Here is a 14,441-nt window from a genome sequence, read left to right on the forward strand (position 1 = left end):
ATTGAAAGTCGCCGTCATGTGATCACACTCCTTGCAGTATTTCTTGATTATCGGGAGTCAGGGTGCAAAGCCAGCCACGTGTCGTGAGTAAAGCGCGGAAACCGGCTGTCTACACCTGTAGCTGGGATTCGGCCCAGCATAAAAAAGCCGAGTCAGACCCGGCTTCCTGCGAATTGCTTTGATTTAACGCCTGGCCTGGATTGCCGGCGCGAAGTGGCTACTCTTCGTCGGCCGAACCATCCTGACCATCCAGAGGGCGGTCTACCAGTTCGACAAACGCCATCGGAGCCTTGTCTCCTGGTCGCAGGCCACACTTAAGGATGCGAATGTAACCACCAGGGCGCTCCACATAGCGTGGACCCAGCTCGGTAAACAGCTTGCCTACCGCCGCCTTGTCCCGCACGCGATTGAAGGCTATCCTGCGATTCGCCACGCTGTCACGCTTGGCAAGGGTAATCAATGGCTCAGCCACCATTCGCAGTTCCTTCGCCTTGGCAAGCGTAGTCTTGATGACTTCGTGCTCGACCAGGGAGATGGTCATGTTGCGAAACATTGCTTTTCTATGCGGGCTGTTACGATTTAATTGACGCCCACTATGTCGATGACGCATATCTGTTTCCTATCCTTTAGTTCAAGCCGCTCGATCGTCAGACTTCAGGCTCGCCGGTGGCCAGTTCTCGAGACGCAGCCCCAGGGACAATCCTCTGGTAGCCAATACGTCCTTTATTTCGGTGAGTGACTTCTTGCCCAGGTTTGGAGTCTTTAACAGCTCTACCTCTGTGCGTTGAATAAGGTCACCAATGTAATAGATATCTTCTGCCTTCAGGCAATTTGCTGACCTGACAGTCAACTCCAGATCATCAACCGGCCGCAGCAGAATCGGATCGATCTCGTCTTCATGCTCCTCTGGTTCAGAAATGAGTTCACTCTGCAGATCAACGAAGACAGCCAGCTGGTGCTGCAGAATAGTAGCAGCGCGACGAATTGCTTCTTCCGGTTCGATGGTGCCGTTGGTTTTCAGTTCGATGATCAGCTTGTCCAGGTCGGTACGCTGTTCCACCCGTGCGTTCTCCACAGAGTAGGAGACACGGGTAACCGGCGTGTAAGACGAATCCAGAAACAACTTGCCTACCGCCCGGGTCTCATCGTCATCACTGACCCGACTGTCGGCTGGCGCATAGCCCCTGCCCTTGCGAACCGTGATGCGCATGGTCAGTTCACCATTCTTATTCAGGTTCGCTATGACATGCTCAGGGTTGATGATATCCACATCGTGATCGGTCTGAATATCCGCCGCAGTAACTACACCAGGGCCCTTCTTGGACAGATTAAGAATGGCTTCTTCGCCACTGTTCAGAATAACGGCGAGACCTTTCAGGTTGAGCAGAATTTCAATGACGTCCTCGCGGACACCCTCGATGGTGCTGTATTCATGCACTACACCATCAATCTCTACTTCTTCTACAGCGCAACCCGGCATGGAAGACAGCAAAATACGGCGCAGGGCGTTACCCAGTGTGTGACCGAAACCCCGCTCCAGAGGCTCCAGGACAACTTTAGAGTGACACTTGTCGTACTCTTCGACCTGTATCACTTGTGGGGTTAAAAAATCCGACAATGAAATTTGCATGAATACACCTTCTGCCTTGGCAATTAACTGGGTTGCTACTTGGAGTAGAGCTCGACGATCAGGTTCTCATTGATCTCTGCAGGCAAATCTGCGCGATCAGGTTTGCGAACAAACTGTCCTTCCAGTTTTGAGTGATCCACTGACATCCACTCGACCGGGCCACGCTGAGCGGCCAGATCCAGGGCTGACTTAATGCGCAGCTGTTCCTTAGCTTTGCCACGAATCGAAACAACGTCACCCTCTGCGATCTGATAGGACGGGATGTTCACCACCTCACCGTTCACCAGGATCGCTTTATGGGCAACCAGCTGCCGCGATTCAGCACGCGTGGAACCGAAACCCATGCGATAGACCACGTTGTCGAGTCGACTTTCCAGCAATTGCAGGAGGTTTTCGCCGGTGGCTCCCTTCAGCCGCGCAGCTTCCTTGTAATAACCACGGAACTGCTTTTCCAGTACTCCGTAGGTTCGACGTACTTTTTGCTTTTCACGCAACTGTACACCGTAGTCGGACAGTCGGCCACGGCGCTGGCCGTGCTGACCGGGGATGGTGTCAGTCTTGCACTTGCTGTCGATGGGCCGCACGCCGCTCTTGAGAAAAAGATCGGTGCCTTCGCGCCGGGACAGTTTGCATTTCGGGCCTAAATAGCGGGCCATATCGTTCTCCTGTAACTCGAGGTTACTAGTCTTTAACTTGTCTGTACCAGTCCGTGTTTAGCAGGTGCTCTCGCATTACACCCTGCGCTTCTTGGGAGGCCGACAACCATTGTGGGGAATAGGCGTCACATCCGTAATGTTGCTGACCTTCAGTCCACAGGCGTTTAACGCCCGTACTGCAGACTCACGGCCCGGGCCTGGCCCGTTAACCTTCACATCCAGGTGCTTGAGACCGTACAGTTCGATCGCCTGCTTGCCTGCTTTCTCAGCCGCTACCTGGGCAGCGAATGGAGTGCTCTTTCTGGAACCACGGAAACCGGAACCGCCGGCAGTAGCCCAGCTAAGTGCATTACCTTGCCGGTCGGTGATAGTAATAATCGTATTGTTAAAAGAAGCATGAATAAACGCAATGCCGTCGATGACTGCCTTACGCGCCTTCTTCTTGGTTCCCTTGTTGCCTGGATTCGCCATACTCTATTCCAACTGGTAACAATTATTTTCTGATAGGTTTGCGCGGACCTTTGCGGGTTCTCGCATTAGTCTTGGTGCGCTGTCCACGAACCGGCAACGAACGTCGGTGCCGAATACCACGATTGCAGCCCAGGTCCATCAAGCGCTTGATATTCATGGAAACTTCACGACGCAGATCGCCTTCAACGGTCAAAGTCGACACTTCTGCACGCACCGCGTCCAGTTCCTCTGGAGACAACTCGCTGGTCTTGGTGGACGGCGCTATGCCGGTCTTCTCACAAATAGACTTCGCAGTAGTCGGACCAACGCCGTACACATAGCGCAGGGAAATCACGATATGCTTGTTATCTGGTATGTTGACACCGGCAATACGTGCCATAGTTTACTCCGCTTATTCCTGTCAATTCGGGTGGCAGACAAATGGGAATGACCCCTGATTGCTTAACTGCCCTGCCCCGCCACAAAAGGCGCGAAAGCATATACTCAGACCCGATAAAAATCAACTGATGGGCCTAAGGTATGCTTCGCTTCGTTAACCCTGGCGCTGTTTGTGCCTGGGCTCCGTGCAAATCACCCGTACTGTGCCATTACGCTTAATGACTTTACAGTTCCGGCAAATTTTCTTAACTGAAGCTCTCACTTTCACCGTTCTACTCCTAGAATCCGCTTCGCCCGTAGTTGCTTAATTTGGATTTCTTCATCAGCGAGTCGTACTGATGGGACATAAGATGCGATTGCACCTGTGACCAGAAATCCATGGTCACCACCACCACGATCAGCAATGCTGTACCACCCAGATTAAAGGGTACGTTGGCCAGCATCTGCATAAAATTAGGCAGCAGACAAACCAGAGTTATGTAAATAGCACCAAACATTGTCAATCGGGTAATCACGCCATCAATATACTTGGCGGTCTGCTCACCGGGTCGGATGCCGGGAATAAAAGCGCCTGAACGCTTGAGATTGTCCGCCACGTCCCTTGGGTTGAAAACCAGCGCCGTATAAAAGAAGCAGAAGAAGATGATCATAGCGCTGAAAATAATGATGTAGAGAGGCTGCCCTGGACCGATCATCAAGGCCAGATCCTGCATCCACTCGAAGCCCTGGGAAGACTGCCCGAACCACTGTCCCAACGAGGCCGGGAACAGCAGAATGCTGCTGGCAAAAATCGCAGGAATTACACCGGCCATGTTAATTTTAAGCGGCAGGTGGCTGGTTTGAGCCTGGTACATTCTTCGCCCCTGCTGGCGCTTGGCGTAGTTTACGGTAATACGCCGCTGGGCCCGCTCCACATAGACGATACAGGCGATCACACCGACCGCAATAACTCCTACCAGCAGCAACAGGATACCGCTGATCTGCCCTTCGTAAGCCTGGGTCAGGGAAGTACCGATCGCAGTCGGGAACCCGGCAACAATCCCGGCGAAGATCAGCATGGAAATCCCGTTCCCTATGCCTCGCTCGGTAATCTGCTCTCCCAACCACATCATGAACATGGCGCCGGTAACGAGCGAGATAATCGCTGTGACATTAAAAGCAACACCCGGCGCATAAGCCATTGGAGCCAGGACGCCTACAGTCATTCCGGCACCCTGTACCAGTGCCAGACCCAATGCACCATAACGGGTGTACTGAGTGATCTTACGGCGACCGGATTCACCTTCTTTCTTTAGCTGATCCAGCTGCGGACTCACCGCGGTCAGCAGTTGCATGATGATCGAGGCTGAAATGTAAGGCATGATACCGAGCGCCAGAATACTCATGCGTTCCAGGGCTCCGCCGCCGAACATGTTAATCATGCCGGCAAAGGTATTTTCATTGCGATCGAAAAACAGTGACAGTTGAATAGGATCGATACCGGGTACTGGTATGTGGGTACCTATGCGGTATATAAAAATGGCAATCAACAGGAACAGCAGTCTGGATTTTAATTCCCCCAGACCGGCTCCGATGTTTTCCGGATTAATGTTCGGTTTGTTAGCCATTTTTGCCTTTTCTGCTACTCAGTTTGTTTGCAATGCTTACTCGACTTTACCACCGGCTGCCTCGATCGCAGCACGGGCACCTTTAGTCACACCGATACCCTGCAGGTTGACTGCCTTGGTGACGTCGCCGGAAAGCATGACTTTCACCCGCGTAATGTTCGCTGTGATCAGATTGGCCTTTTGCAAAGCCTCGATGTTTATCACATCAGCGTCCACTTTGTTCAGTTCGCTGGTACGTACCTGCGCCGTTTTGCGGCCTACCCGGGAACTGAATCCGAATTTTGGCAGACGCATGTGAAGAGGCATCTGGCCGCCTTCGAACGCCGGGCTCACAGATGCACCACTGCGCGACTTCTGCCCCTTATGACCGGAGCCAGCGGTTTTACCCGAGCCGCTACCAATACCGCGGCCAACGCGTTTGCGCGCTTTGGTGCTTCCCGGAGCCGGGCTCAATGAATTCAATCGCATCTGTTATTCCTCGTTACCTGTCTGTACCCCTACTCACCTTCAACGGCAAGCAGGTAGCGCACCTTGTTAATCATTCCACGCACGGCCGGAGTATCTTCCACTTCAACCGACTGGTGCATCTTTCGCAAGCCCAGACCCCGGACACACTGCCGATGACGGTCCATTTGCCCTACCGGGCTGCGCACTAATGTTACTTTCACTTTCTTGCCGGCCATAACCTAGTCCAGAATCTCTTCAACAGTTTTACCGCGCTTGGCAGCGATTTCCTCGGGTGCACGCATGTTCTTGAGACCTTCGAAAGTCGCACGAACAACGTTTACCGGGTTTGTGGAGCCGTAGCACTTCGCCAGTACGTTCTGCACACCAGCCAGTTCCAGGATGGCGCGCATGGCACCTCCGGCAATTACGCCGGTACCTTCGGACGCAGGCTGCATGTAGACCTTAGAGGCACCGTGACGGGCCCGGACCGGATACTGTAGCGTGTGGCCATCCAGAGAAACCGTGATCATGTTACGGCGTGCCGATTCCATCGCCTTCTGAATCGCCAGAGGGACTTCGCGGGCTTTACCCCGACCGAAACCCACGCGCCCGTTCCCGTCACCTACAGCGGTCAGTGCGGTAAAGCCGAATATACGACCCCCTTTGACCACTTTGGCAACACGGTTTACCTGGATCAGCTTTTCCTGCAGACCCTCTTCGTTCTTACCCGGCTCGTCTTTAAATGCCATATCTTAAATCCTTAGAAGTCCAGACCGCCTTCTCGTGCCGCATCCGCAAGTGCCTTTACCCGACCGTGGTAATCGTAACCACTGCGGTCAAATGCGACCTTGCTGATACCGGCAGCCTTGGCTCGTTCAGCGATCAATTCACCAATTTTGGTTGCCGCTTCAATGTTTCCGGTTTTACCTCCTCGCAGAGATTTATCCAACGTTGAAGCACTGGCCAAAATTTCGCCACCACTGGGCGCAATAATCTGCGCATAAATATGGCGGGGTGTGCGGTAAACACACAGGCGATTGGCTCGCAGCCCACTGATTTTTGCCCTGCCACGACGCGCGCGACGAATACGGGCCTGTTTCTTTACGTTCATAATCTAAAGCCTTATTTCTTTTTCGCCTCTTTGCGATACACGCGTTCATCTGCGTAGCGAATACCTTTACCCTTGTAAGGCTCAGGCGGTCGAAATTCGCGAATCTCCGCGGCCACCTGGCCAACCTGCTGCTTGTCAGCGCCCGAAATAACAATCTCAGTCTGCGTGGGTGTCTCGGCAGTGACGCCGGCAGGCAGCGCGTAATCGATCGGGTGCGAAAAACCCACCGTCAGATTAACCGAATTGCCCTGGGCCTTAGCCCGGTAACCTACACCCTGTAATTCCAACTTCTTTTGAAACCCTTCGCTGACACCTACCACCATATTGTTGATGAGTGCTCGAAACGTTCCGGCCATCGCGTTGGCCTTGCGGCTGTCGTTGGTCGCGGCAATTTTCAGGGAATCACCGTCCTGCTGGACACTGACCCACTCGTGTAATGCCAGGTTCAGATTGCCCTTGGATCCCTTCACCGCGATAGCGCTGTCGTTCAGGGTCGCCTCAACGCCTTTGGGCAAGACAACTGGTGCGTTTGCTATTCTGGACATAGTTAATCTCTTTTACTGTAACTACTGTAACTGGCTTGTAACTGGTCTTTAGAAGACAGTACAGAGCACCTCGCCGCCGATTCCGGCTGCATGAGCCTGCTTATCTGTCATCAATCCTTTATTGGTCGACAATATTGCGATACCCAACCCGGCACGGTTCTTTGGCAGTTCGTCCTTACCACGGTAATAGCGCAATCCCGGGCGACTGACCCGTTTAATTTCCTCGATCACAGGCTTACCCTTGAAATACTTCAGGTTAACCTTGAGCTCCGGTTTACCGTCGCTCTCAGCAACAGAATGGCCGGCTATATAACCTTCGCTTTCGAGAACCTGGCAAATGGCTACCTTGATCTTCGACGACGGGCAGTTGATTTCCACCATTCCCGCCATCTGTGCGTTACGGATTCTGGTCAGAAAATCTGCAATGGGATCTGACATACTCATAAATACTCTCCAGCTTACCAACTTGCCTTATGCAGACCAGGTACGTCTCCACGCATAGCCGCTTCACGCAACTTGTGGCGGCACAGACCAAACTTACGATACACGCCATGGGGTCGACCGGTAATCTGGCAACGTCGCTGCTGACGAACAGGACTGGCGTCCCGGGGAAGTTTCTGCAGTTTCACCTGCGCGTCCCACTTTTCTTCGTCACTGGCCTTCGAGTCGCTGATGATGGCCTTCAGTGCCTGGCGCTTTTCAGCGTACTTGGCTACTGTCTTTGCACGCTTGGTTTCACGCGCAATCATAGATGCTTTAGCCATTGGAAGACTCCTCTGCGTTCGCTTCCTTCTTACCTGTCATACCCCGGAACGGGAAATTCAATGCCGCCAGCAGAGCTCTGCCTTCGTCATCGCTTCTTGCGGTGGTGGTAATTGTGATATCCATACCACGCAGCGCATCTGTCTTGTCGTAATCGATCTCTGGAAAGATGATCTGTTCGGTGACTCCCATGGCGTAGTTACCCCGCCCGTCGAAAGACTTCGGATTAAGCCCGCGGAAGTCCCGAATACGAGGAATCGCGATACCAACCAATCGATCCAGAAAATCGTACATACGCTGACCACGCAGGGTAACCTTGCACCCGACAGGCCAGCCTTCCCTGATCTTGAATCCAGCAATGGATTTTCGCGCCTTGGTAATGACCACTTTCTGACCGCTGATCATGGCCAGCTCACTGGCCGCACTCTCCAGCACCTTCTTGTCTGTAACGGCTTCACTCAAACCCATATTCAGTACGACCTTGGTAATCTTAGGCACGCGCATGGGGTTGTCGTAACCGAACTGTTCGGTCAGCGCCGGTATCACTTCTGTCTTGTATTTCTCTTTAAGAGCCATCTTGATAACTCGCCAGCTTATTGCTAATCAATTTCCTGATCATTCGATTTAAAAACGCGCGACTTAGCGCCGTCTTCCGACACCTTGATGCCGACTCGATCAGCCTTATTCGTCTGCGGATTGAAGATTGCGATATTGGAAATATCTATCGCCGCCTCCCGTTCCAGAATTCCACCAGGCTGGCCCATGTTCGGGTTTGGCTTGGTGTGTCGTTTCACCATATTGACACCCGAAACGATCACTTTCCGATCGTTAATCAGACGCATAATGGTGCCCCTTTTGCCCTTATCTTTACCGGCTATGACGATTACTTCGTCGTTGCTTTTTAACTTGCGCATTTTTGCCTCTGCCTAAATTTTGAACTGCCGGCTGATCGACTACAGTACTTCCGGTGCCAGCGAAATAATTCGCATGAATTTTTCTGTTCGTAATTCACGAGTCACTGGTCCGAAGACCCGGGTGCCGATCGGAGCATTCTGGTTATTCAGCAGGATCGCCGCATTGTCGTCGAAACGGATCAATGAGCCATCACCACGCCTGACTCCCTGCTTGGTGCGAACAACCAGCGCCGTTAACACCTGACCTTTTTTGACCTTGCCACGAGGAATCGCTTCTTTAACGGTTACCTTGATAACGTCACCGATACGCGCGTACCGACGATGGGAGCCACCCAGCACCTTGATACACATGACACGCCGGGCGCCGCTGTTATCTGCCACATCTAAATACGACTGTACCTGAATCATCGATCCTCTCCATCTGTATCCGTCAGTCTATAAACTTCTGACTTTGGGGACGAATACGCAAATGTTCATCAATTATCTAATTGTCCTGCCAAGCCGGACTTAAACCTGCACCGCCCGCTCGTCGATGGACACCAGCGACCAGGACTTGGTCTTGGAAATCGGCGCCACTTCTTTGATAGTCACTTCATCACCAGGCATACAATCGTTGTTGGCATCATGAGCGTGTATTTTGGTGGAACGCTTCACGTACTTGCCGTAAACCGGATGCTTAACCCGTCGCTCGATCAGCACTACGATGGACTTGTCCATCTTGTTGCTTACCACTCTGCCCGTAACTGTCCGTGTAGCTTTCTCGGTATTCGCTTCTGACATAATCAAGCCCCACTCTTCTGCTTTTCAGAGATGACGGTTTTTACCCTGGCAATATCGCGGCGCACCGTCTTCAACAAATGCGTCTGTCCCAACTGACCGGTATTAACCTGCATCCGGTAGTTAAACCGGTCTTTGCAAAGGTCCCCCAGTTGCTGTTGCAACTCTGCTACCGACTTCTCCCGCAGCTCGCTTGTATTCATCACATCACCGTCCGTTTAACGAAGGTTGTGTCGAACGGCAACTTGGCAGACGCCAGCCGGAAAGCCTCCCGGGCCAGTTCCTCATCCACACCTTCAATTTCAAACATCACTCTACCTGGCTGAATCTGTGCAACCCAGTACTCAACACTGCCCTTACCTTTACCCTGACGTACTTCCAGAGGCTTCTGGGTAATCGGCTTATCCGGGAACACCCGAATCCAGATTTTTCCACCCCGTTTAATATGGCGTGTCATGGCACGACGGGCTGCCTCGATCTGACGGGCGGTCAGACGTCCCCGGGAGATGGCTTTCAGGCCATACTCGCCGAAATCTACTTTGCTCGATCGATGTGACAGGCCTCGATTGCGGCCTTTCATCATCTTGCGAAATTTTGTGCGCTTGGGTTGTAACATCTGATTATCCCTTTACTTGCTCAGTGCCGTCGCCTACTTGCTCGGTGCCACCGGCTTAGCCTCGTTCAGATCCAGGATTTCGCCTTTGAATATCCAGACCTTGATTCCGATCAGGCCGTAAGTCGTGCTTGCCTCAGAGGTTGCATAATCGATGTCCGCCCGCAGCGTGTGCAGAGGTACGCGACCTTCGCGGTACCATTCGGTACGGGCAATTTCAGCTCCACCAAGACGACCGCTCACCTGTACCTTGATTCCTTCGGCACCCTGGCGCATGGCGTTTTGAACGACCCGCTTCATGGCACGTCGAAACATCACGCGACGTTCAAGTTGCTGGGCTACGCTGTCTGCCACCAGTTGGGCATCCAGATCAGGCTTCCTGATCTCTTCAATATTAATATGAACCGGCACGCCCATCTTCTCGGAGAGCACACCACGCAAGGCTTCGACATCCTCGCCTTTTTTGCCAATCACGATACCTGGACGAGCCGTAAAAATAGTAATACGGGCGGTTTGCGCCGGTCGCTCAATTTCCACACGAGCCACTGAGGCATTGGCCAGTCGCTTCTTGAGGAATTCGCGCACCTGCAGATCTATCAGCAGTTGCTTTGCATAGTTAGCGCCATCGGCATACCAGACCGACGTATGCTTTTTTACTATTCCAAGCCGAATTCCAGTTGGATGTACTTTTTGACCCATCCGTTACTCCTAGCTGTCAGCGACGGTGATTGTTATATGGCAGGAACGCTTCAGAATCCGGTCAGCACGCCCCTTGGCTCGAGGCATGATACGTTTCATGGTCATTCCTTCATCTACACAGATAGTCGATACTTTCAATTCATCGACATCTGCGCCTTCATTATGTTCAGCATTGGCAATCGCGGAATTCAGAACCTTCTTAATGATCCCAGCACCCTTCTTGGGGCTGAAGGTCAAAATTTCCAAAGCTTCTTCAACGGCCTTGCCGCGAATCTGATCAGCTACCAGTCGCGCCTTCTGGGCGGACATCCTGGCACCTCTTAGCTTTGCTACAACTTCCATTGCAAACTCCTCTTAACGTGCCTTCTTGTCGGCAACGTGCCCGCGATAGGTGCGGGTCAAAGCAAATTCACCCAGCTTATGACCGACCATATCTTCGGTGACAAAGACTGGCACGTGCTGGCGGCCATTGTGTACGGCAATTGTCAGCCCCAGCATATCCGGAGAAACCATGGAGCGTCGCGACCAGGTCTTGATCGGGCGCTTGTCATTCTTCTCAACAGCAGTCTGGACTTTCTTCATCAGGTGAAGATCGATAAACGGTCCTTTCTTCAGCGAACGTGGCACTGTCTGATTCCTCTCTTTACCTAGCGGCTGGCATTTCTACGGCGAACGATCATCTTCGTGGTTCGCTTGTTGGTTCTGGTCTTGTAACCCTTGGTCGGAGTTCCCCACGGTGACACTGGATGACGTCCACCGGAGGTACGACCCTCACCACCACCATGTGGGTGGTCAACTGGATTCATTGCCACACCGCGAACCGTTGGTCGTACGCCGCGCCACCTGGAAGCACCGGCTTTACCCAGTGATCGCAGGCTATGCTCTGAATTGGATACTTCGCCCAGAGTTGCCCGGCAGTCGGACAGCACCCGGCGCATCTCACCGGAGCGCAAGCGCAGCGTTGCGTAATCACCTTCTCTGGCGACCAGCTGCAGCGATGTGCCGGCGCTTCGGGCCAGTTGAGCACCCTTGCCTGGCTTCATCTCTACACAATGAACGGTGCTTCCCACCGGAATCTTGCGCAGAGGCAGGCAGTTGCCAACCTTGATTGGCGAATCTTCGCCGGACACCACCGTATCACCGGCGCTTACCTTGCCCGGCGCAATGATATAGCGACGCTCACCATCGGCGTACAGCAGCAGCGCGATGTTGGCCGAACGGTTTGGATCGTACTCCAGCCTTTCTACCGTTGCGTTGATGCCATCTTTATTGCGTCGGAAATCGATGATCCGATACTTCTGCTTGTGGCCACCCCCGGCGTGACGCCTGGTAATACGGCCCGCGTTGTTGCGACCGCCGGTCTTGGACTTGATCGCTACCAAAGGCGCATAAGGCTGACCCTTGTGCAGGTCGGGGTTCACCACTTTGACGACGAAACGCCGTCCGGGTGAAGTAGGTTTACACTTGATTACTGGCATAGCTACTGCTCCCCCTAACCCAGGTCGGCAAAGTCAATTTCATGACCCGCTTCCAACCGTACGTAGGCTTTTTTCCAATCCGACCGGCGACGGATCTTGCCGCGACCGGTGCGCTTGGTTTTACCTTTCACATTCAAAACCTGCAGTTCTTCAACTACCACATTGAAAATTTTCTCTACCGCTTCCTTAATTTCAGGCTTGCTGGCATCGCGCGCTACTTTGAACGCGTACTGGTTGTTGGCCTCACCCATCATGGCGGATTTTTCCGACACATGGGGCGCAAGGATCACGGAATACAGTCTTTGCACATTCATGCCAGCACCTCCTCAATCTTCTTCAGCGCCGGCACCGTCACCAGAACCTTCTCGAAGCCGATCAGGCTGACTGGATCCAGGCCTGCCACGTCCAGCACATCCACGGTGTGGAGATTACGTGCCGCCAGGTAGAGATTTTCCGCCACATCTTCAGCCACGATCAGCACGTTTTCCAGGTTGAATTCCTTCAACTTGCTGACCAGACTCTTGGTTTTGTGGGAATCCAGTTCAAAGTTGTCTACCACCACGAGACGCTCCTGCCGAACCAGTTCGGACAGAATACACTTCATGGCACCGCGGTACATCTTACGGTTCAGCTTCTGACTGTAATCCCGTGGGCGTGCCGCGAACGTGGTACCACCGGAACGCCAGATCGGACTTCTGATAGTCCCGGCTCGCGCGCGGCCGGTCCCTTTCTGTCGCCACGGCTTGCGTCCGCCACCTCTTACTTCAGAGCGGCTCTTCTGCTTTACCGTTCCCTGGCGAGCACCAGCCAGGTAGGAGACCACCGTCTGGTGGACCAGTGGCTCGTTGAATTCCCGACCGAACGTATCGTCAGAAAGAGAAATCGTTTCGTTGCCCGCCTTATTGCCGGGCATTGCAAGACTCAGTTCCACTGCTTACCCCCTGGACTTGGTTGCTGGTCGGACGATGAGGCTGGACCCTGTCGCTCCGGGCAAAGCACCCTTGATGAGCAGCAGATTGTTTTCCGCATCAACCTTCACGACTTCCATGCCTTGCAGGGTTTTCTTAACGTTACCCATCTGGCCGGCCATTTTCTTACCTTTCCAGACGCGGCCCGGAGTCTGGCACTGGCCGATTGAGCCGGGTGCCCGGTGAGAAACCGAGTTACCGTGGGTAGCGTCCTGCATGCTGAAATTGTGGCGCTTGATGCCACCCTGAAATCCCTTACCCTTAGACGTTCCGGTTACATCGACTTTCTGACCGGCTTCAAACCGATCCACCTTGATTTCACTGCCGGTCGCGATCTCACCGAGATCCTCGCCTTCAGTGCGGAACTCCCACAGGCCCTCTCCGGCTTCTACCCCGGCTTTGGAGTAATGGCCAGCTTCGGATTTCTTGAGCTGTGATGCTTTTCGGGATCCGGTGGTCACCTGAATAGCGTCATAGCCATCGGATTCCACTGTCTTGATCTGAGTGACCCTGTTGGGTTGCACTTCGATAACAGTTACCGGAATTGATACACCTTCTTCGGTGAAAACGCGCGTCATGCCGCTTTTTCGACCGACTAAACCAATCGACATTGTCTTAACCTCATCGTGTACGGGGCTCTAACCCACTATGGCCGCATAGGGAAACCATTGATTTCCGGTGCGTTACACCATGTATGCCACCCGCTTCCGCCAAAAACCGAAATGGTGAGTGGCCCTGAACCAGCTGCCAGGCAGTCTGGTTTTAATAAATCTGTTCTTTCTGCTAAAAGTAATTTGGACTGTTAGCGCCGGCTGCTTCTCGCAAATCGGCGAGCCGGATTCTTATCGTCGCCTGGTATTACCCCAGGCTGATCTGCACTTCCACGCCAGCTGCCAGATCCAGCTTCATCAGCGCTTCAACTGTCTTTTCCGTGGGCTCTACGATATCCAGCAGCCGCTTATGGGTGCGGATTTCGTACTGGTCCCGCGCGTCTTTGTTGACGTGAGGAGAAATCAGTACTGTAAAACGCTCCTTGTTGGTAGGCAGCGGGATGGGGCCTTTAACGTGAGCGCCGGTCCGCTTGACCGTATCAACGATCTCCTGGGTAGACTGGTCAATCAACTTGTGATCGAAGGCTTTCAGCCGGATTCTGATACGTTGATTCTGCATCTAGTCTAACTCCAAAAAATTCTTTCAAAATAACAAGTTACAGTACAGTTCTTAGGACCCCATGCCGGTTAAAACAAGGCCCGAAAAAACGGAGCGGAAAGTCTAAGGCCGCGACCCTGATCTGTCAAGGAAAACTGCTGACCCTGCATGCATTAATCAAGAGCAGGTCAAGGTGGCTGCCAATCATAGCCGGCGGCCACCCAGCCTTCCCGCTA

At 53.1% G+C, this 14,441-nt stretch carries 28 protein-coding genes; all 28 read right to left on the reverse strand.

All coding sequences use genetic code 11. From position 1 onward, the window contains the following. Positions 1-217: 217 nt before the first annotated feature. The 28 genes from rplQ to rpsJ all read right to left on the reverse strand — a co-directional run bounded on the left by rplQ (position 218) and on the right by rpsJ (position 14,226). Positions 218-610 carry a 50S ribosomal protein L17 gene (gene rplQ / locus R3F50_20740; GenBank protein ID MEZ5492718.1) on the reverse strand — a complete coding sequence of 131 codons (393 nt, stop codon included), beginning with the start codon at positions 608-610 and terminating at the stop codon, positions 218-220. 21 nt (positions 611-631) lie between these two features. Beyond that, positions 632-1,630: a DNA-directed RNA polymerase subunit alpha gene (gene rpoA, locus R3F50_20745; GenBank protein MEZ5492719.1), complete on the reverse strand. Its 999-nt coding sequence runs from the start codon at positions 1,628-1,630 to the stop codon at positions 632-634. Between the two features lie 35 nt (positions 1,631-1,665). Next, complete coding sequence (rpsD, locus tag R3F50_20750) at positions 1,666-2,286, reverse strand: 30S ribosomal protein S4 (protein ID MEZ5492720.1); 621 nt, start codon at positions 2,284-2,286, stop codon at positions 1,666-1,668. A 75-nt stretch (positions 2,287-2,361) separates the two neighbouring features. Beyond that, a complete protein-coding gene (gene rpsK / locus R3F50_20755) occupies positions 2,362-2,757 on the reverse strand; it encodes a 30S ribosomal protein S11 (protein MEZ5492721.1) in 396 nt (131 codons plus the stop codon). A 22-nt stretch (positions 2,758-2,779) separates the two neighbouring features. Beyond that, positions 2,780-3,136: a 30S ribosomal protein S13 gene (rpsM, locus tag R3F50_20760; GenBank protein MEZ5492722.1), complete on the reverse strand. Its 357-nt coding sequence runs from the start codon at positions 3,134-3,136 to the stop codon at positions 2,780-2,782. Positions 3,137-3,289: 153 nt separating this feature from the next. Beyond that, positions 3,290-3,403: a 50S ribosomal protein L36 gene (gene rpmJ / locus R3F50_20765; protein ID MEZ5492723.1), complete on the reverse strand. Its 114-nt coding sequence runs from the start codon at positions 3,401-3,403 to the stop codon at positions 3,290-3,292. 10 nt (positions 3,404-3,413) lie between these two features. Continuing rightward, complete coding sequence (gene secY, locus R3F50_20770; GenBank protein ID MEZ5492724.1) at positions 3,414-4,742, reverse strand: preprotein translocase subunit SecY; 1,329 nt, start codon at positions 4,740-4,742, stop codon at positions 3,414-3,416. A gap of 36 nt (positions 4,743-4,778) precedes the next feature. After that, complete coding sequence (gene rplO / locus R3F50_20775) at positions 4,779-5,210, reverse strand: 50S ribosomal protein L15 (GenBank protein MEZ5492725.1); 432 nt, start codon at positions 5,208-5,210, stop codon at positions 4,779-4,781. A 29-nt stretch (positions 5,211-5,239) separates the two neighbouring features. Next, on the reverse strand, positions 5,240-5,425 hold the full coding sequence (rpmD, locus tag R3F50_20780) for a 50S ribosomal protein L30 (protein MEZ5492726.1): 186 nt from the start codon (positions 5,423-5,425) through the stop codon (positions 5,240-5,242). A gap of 3 nt (positions 5,426-5,428) precedes the next feature. Next, a complete protein-coding gene (gene rpsE / locus R3F50_20785) occupies positions 5,429-5,938 on the reverse strand; it encodes a 30S ribosomal protein S5 (protein MEZ5492727.1) in 510 nt (169 codons plus the stop codon). A gap of 11 nt (positions 5,939-5,949) precedes the next feature. Then, the gene (rplR, locus tag R3F50_20790; GenBank protein MEZ5492728.1) at positions 5,950-6,300 is read right to left on the reverse strand and encodes a 50S ribosomal protein L18; all 351 of its coding nucleotides are present in this window, start codon (positions 6,298-6,300) and stop codon (positions 5,950-5,952) included. 11 nt (positions 6,301-6,311) lie between these two features. After that, the gene (gene rplF, locus R3F50_20795) at positions 6,312-6,845 is read right to left on the reverse strand and encodes a 50S ribosomal protein L6 (protein ID MEZ5492729.1); all 534 of its coding nucleotides are present in this window, start codon (positions 6,843-6,845) and stop codon (positions 6,312-6,314) included. 48 nt (positions 6,846-6,893) lie between these two features. Continuing rightward, the gene (gene rpsH / locus R3F50_20800; protein MEZ5492730.1) at positions 6,894-7,289 is read right to left on the reverse strand and encodes a 30S ribosomal protein S8; all 396 of its coding nucleotides are present in this window, start codon (positions 7,287-7,289) and stop codon (positions 6,894-6,896) included. Between the two features lie 14 nt (positions 7,290-7,303). Beyond that, complete coding sequence (rpsN, locus tag R3F50_20805; protein ID MEZ5492731.1) at positions 7,304-7,609, reverse strand: 30S ribosomal protein S14; 306 nt, start codon at positions 7,607-7,609, stop codon at positions 7,304-7,306. Further along, on the reverse strand, positions 7,602-8,183 hold the full coding sequence (rplE, locus tag R3F50_20810; GenBank protein ID MEZ5492732.1) for a 50S ribosomal protein L5: 582 nt from the start codon (positions 8,181-8,183) through the stop codon (positions 7,602-7,604). Before rplE ends, rpsN begins: the two co-directional genes overlap by 8 nt. Positions 8,184-8,206: 23 nt before the next feature. Beyond that, complete coding sequence (gene rplX, locus R3F50_20815; GenBank protein MEZ5492733.1) at positions 8,207-8,521, reverse strand: 50S ribosomal protein L24; 315 nt, start codon at positions 8,519-8,521, stop codon at positions 8,207-8,209. 39 nt (positions 8,522-8,560) lie between these two features. Further along, positions 8,561-8,929 carry a 50S ribosomal protein L14 gene (gene rplN, locus R3F50_20820; GenBank protein ID MEZ5492734.1) on the reverse strand — a complete coding sequence of 123 codons (369 nt, stop codon included), beginning with the start codon at positions 8,927-8,929 and terminating at the stop codon, positions 8,561-8,563. Positions 8,930-9,028: 99 nt separating this feature from the next. Then, complete coding sequence (gene rpsQ, locus R3F50_20825) at positions 9,029-9,301, reverse strand: 30S ribosomal protein S17 (GenBank protein ID MEZ5492735.1); 273 nt, start codon at positions 9,299-9,301, stop codon at positions 9,029-9,031. A gap of 2 nt (positions 9,302-9,303) precedes the next feature. Beyond that, positions 9,304-9,501 carry a 50S ribosomal protein L29 gene (gene rpmC / locus R3F50_20830; protein MEZ5492736.1) on the reverse strand — a complete coding sequence of 66 codons (198 nt, stop codon included), beginning with the start codon at positions 9,499-9,501 and terminating at the stop codon, positions 9,304-9,306. After that, the gene (rplP, locus tag R3F50_20835) at positions 9,501-9,914 is read right to left on the reverse strand and encodes a 50S ribosomal protein L16 (GenBank protein MEZ5492737.1); all 414 of its coding nucleotides are present in this window, start codon (positions 9,912-9,914) and stop codon (positions 9,501-9,503) included. The genes rpmC and rplP overlap by 1 nt, the downstream gene beginning before the upstream one ends. 33 nt (positions 9,915-9,947) lie before the next feature. Beyond that, positions 9,948-10,610, reverse strand: coding sequence for a 30S ribosomal protein S3 (gene rpsC, locus R3F50_20840; protein MEZ5492738.1), 663 nt, complete (start codon positions 10,608-10,610; stop codon positions 9,948-9,950). Between the two features lie 9 nt (positions 10,611-10,619). Next, positions 10,620-10,952, reverse strand: coding sequence for a 50S ribosomal protein L22 (gene rplV, locus R3F50_20845; protein ID MEZ5492739.1), 333 nt, complete (start codon positions 10,950-10,952; stop codon positions 10,620-10,622). 12 nt (positions 10,953-10,964) lie between these two features. Then, the gene (gene rpsS / locus R3F50_20850; protein MEZ5492740.1) at positions 10,965-11,237 is read right to left on the reverse strand and encodes a 30S ribosomal protein S19; all 273 of its coding nucleotides are present in this window, start codon (positions 11,235-11,237) and stop codon (positions 10,965-10,967) included. 20 nt (positions 11,238-11,257) lie between these two features. Continuing rightward, a complete protein-coding gene (rplB, locus tag R3F50_20855) occupies positions 11,258-12,088 on the reverse strand; it encodes a 50S ribosomal protein L2 (GenBank protein ID MEZ5492741.1) in 831 nt (276 codons plus the stop codon). Positions 12,089-12,102: 14 nt separating this feature from the next. Beyond that, on the reverse strand, positions 12,103-12,402 hold the full coding sequence (gene rplW, locus R3F50_20860) for a 50S ribosomal protein L23 (GenBank protein MEZ5492742.1): 300 nt from the start codon (positions 12,400-12,402) through the stop codon (positions 12,103-12,105). After that, positions 12,399-13,001 carry a 50S ribosomal protein L4 gene (gene rplD, locus R3F50_20865; GenBank protein MEZ5492743.1) on the reverse strand — a complete coding sequence of 201 codons (603 nt, stop codon included), beginning with the start codon at positions 12,999-13,001 and terminating at the stop codon, positions 12,399-12,401. The genes rplW and rplD overlap by 4 nt, the downstream gene beginning before the upstream one ends. 21 nt (positions 13,002-13,022) lie before the next feature. Beyond that, positions 13,023-13,667, reverse strand: a complete 645-nt coding sequence (gene rplC / locus R3F50_20870; GenBank protein ID MEZ5492744.1) for a 50S ribosomal protein L3 — start codon at positions 13,665-13,667, stop codon at positions 13,023-13,025. 247 nt (positions 13,668-13,914) lie between these two features. After that, positions 13,915-14,226, reverse strand: a complete 312-nt coding sequence (gene rpsJ / locus R3F50_20875; protein MEZ5492745.1) for a 30S ribosomal protein S10 — start codon at positions 14,224-14,226, stop codon at positions 13,915-13,917. Positions 14,227-14,441: the final 215 nt, after the last annotated feature.

Source organism: Gammaproteobacteria bacterium (genome assembly GCA_041395725.1).
Lineage (GTDB): Bacteria > Pseudomonadota > Gammaproteobacteria > Pseudomonadales > Pseudohongiellaceae > NORP240.

What these genes read in the sequence shown, in the direction of transcription:
- rplQ (MEZ5492718.1), bottom strand. Translation starts at nt 610, where the DNA reads ATGCGTCATCGACATAGTGGGCGTCAATTAAATCGTAACAGCCCGCAT.
- rpoA (MEZ5492719.1), bottom strand. Translation starts at nt 1,630, where the DNA reads ATGCAAATTTCATTGTCGGATTTTTTAACCCCACAAGTGATACAGGTC.
- rpsD (MEZ5492720.1), bottom strand. Translation starts at nt 2,286, where the DNA reads ATGGCCCGCTATTTAGGCCCGAAATGCAAACTGTCCCGGCGCGAAGGC.
- rpsK (MEZ5492721.1), bottom strand. Translation starts at nt 2,757, where the DNA reads ATGGCGAATCCAGGCAACAAGGGAACCAAGAAGAAGGCGCGTAAGGCA.
- rpsM (MEZ5492722.1), bottom strand. Translation starts at nt 3,136, where the DNA reads ATGGCACGTATTGCCGGTGTCAACATACCAGATAACAAGCATATCGTG.
- secY (MEZ5492724.1), bottom strand. Translation starts at nt 4,742, where the DNA reads ATGGCTAACAAACCGAACATTAATCCGGAAAACATCGGAGCCGGTCTG.
- rplO (MEZ5492725.1), bottom strand. Translation starts at nt 5,210, where the DNA reads ATGCGATTGAATTCATTGAGCCCGGCTCCGGGAAGCACCAAAGCGCGC.
- rpmD (MEZ5492726.1), bottom strand. Translation starts at nt 5,425, where the DNA reads ATGGCCGGCAAGAAAGTGAAAGTAACATTAGTGCGCAGCCCGGTAGGG.
- rpsE (MEZ5492727.1), bottom strand. Translation starts at nt 5,938, where the DNA reads ATGGCATTTAAAGACGAGCCGGGTAAGAACGAAGAGGGTCTGCAGGAA.
- rplR (MEZ5492728.1), bottom strand. Translation starts at nt 6,300, where the DNA reads ATGAACGTAAAGAAACAGGCCCGTATTCGTCGCGCGCGTCGTGGCAGG.
- rplF (MEZ5492729.1), bottom strand. Translation starts at nt 6,845, where the DNA reads ATGTCCAGAATAGCAAACGCACCAGTTGTCTTGCCCAAAGGCGTTGAG.
- rpsH (MEZ5492730.1), bottom strand. Translation starts at nt 7,289, where the DNA reads ATGAGTATGTCAGATCCCATTGCAGATTTTCTGACCAGAATCCGTAAC.
- rpsN (MEZ5492731.1), bottom strand. Translation starts at nt 7,609, where the DNA reads ATGGCTAAAGCATCTATGATTGCGCGTGAAACCAAGCGTGCAAAGACA.
- rplE (MEZ5492732.1), bottom strand. Translation starts at nt 8,183, where the DNA reads ATGGCTCTTAAAGAGAAATACAAGACAGAAGTGATACCGGCGCTGACC.
- rplX (MEZ5492733.1), bottom strand. Translation starts at nt 8,521, where the DNA reads ATGCGCAAGTTAAAAAGCAACGACGAAGTAATCGTCATAGCCGGTAAA.
- rplN (MEZ5492734.1), bottom strand. Translation starts at nt 8,929, where the DNA reads ATGATTCAGGTACAGTCGTATTTAGATGTGGCAGATAACAGCGGCGCC.
- rpsQ (MEZ5492735.1), bottom strand. Translation starts at nt 9,301, where the DNA reads ATGTCAGAAGCGAATACCGAGAAAGCTACACGGACAGTTACGGGCAGA.
- rpmC (MEZ5492736.1), bottom strand. Translation starts at nt 9,501, where the DNA reads ATGAATACAAGCGAGCTGCGGGAGAAGTCGGTAGCAGAGTTGCAACAG.
- rplP (MEZ5492737.1), bottom strand. Translation starts at nt 9,914, where the DNA reads ATGTTACAACCCAAGCGCACAAAATTTCGCAAGATGATGAAAGGCCGC.
- rpsC (MEZ5492738.1), bottom strand. Translation starts at nt 10,610, where the DNA reads ATGGGTCAAAAAGTACATCCAACTGGAATTCGGCTTGGAATAGTAAAA.
- rplV (MEZ5492739.1), bottom strand. Translation starts at nt 10,952, where the DNA reads ATGGAAGTTGTAGCAAAGCTAAGAGGTGCCAGGATGTCCGCCCAGAAG.
- rplB (MEZ5492741.1), bottom strand. Translation starts at nt 12,088, where the DNA reads ATGCCAGTAATCAAGTGTAAACCTACTTCACCCGGACGGCGTTTCGTC.
- rplW (MEZ5492742.1), bottom strand. Translation starts at nt 12,402, where the DNA reads ATGAATGTGCAAAGACTGTATTCCGTGATCCTTGCGCCCCATGTGTCG.
- rplD (MEZ5492743.1), bottom strand. Translation starts at nt 13,001, where the DNA reads ATGCCCGGCAATAAGGCGGGCAACGAAACGATTTCTCTTTCTGACGAT.
- rplC (MEZ5492744.1), bottom strand. Translation starts at nt 13,667, where the DNA reads ATGTCGATTGGTTTAGTCGGTCGAAAAAGCGGCATGACGCGCGTTTTC.
- rpsJ (MEZ5492745.1), bottom strand. Translation starts at nt 14,226, where the DNA reads ATGCAGAATCAACGTATCAGAATCCGGCTGAAAGCCTTCGATCACAAG.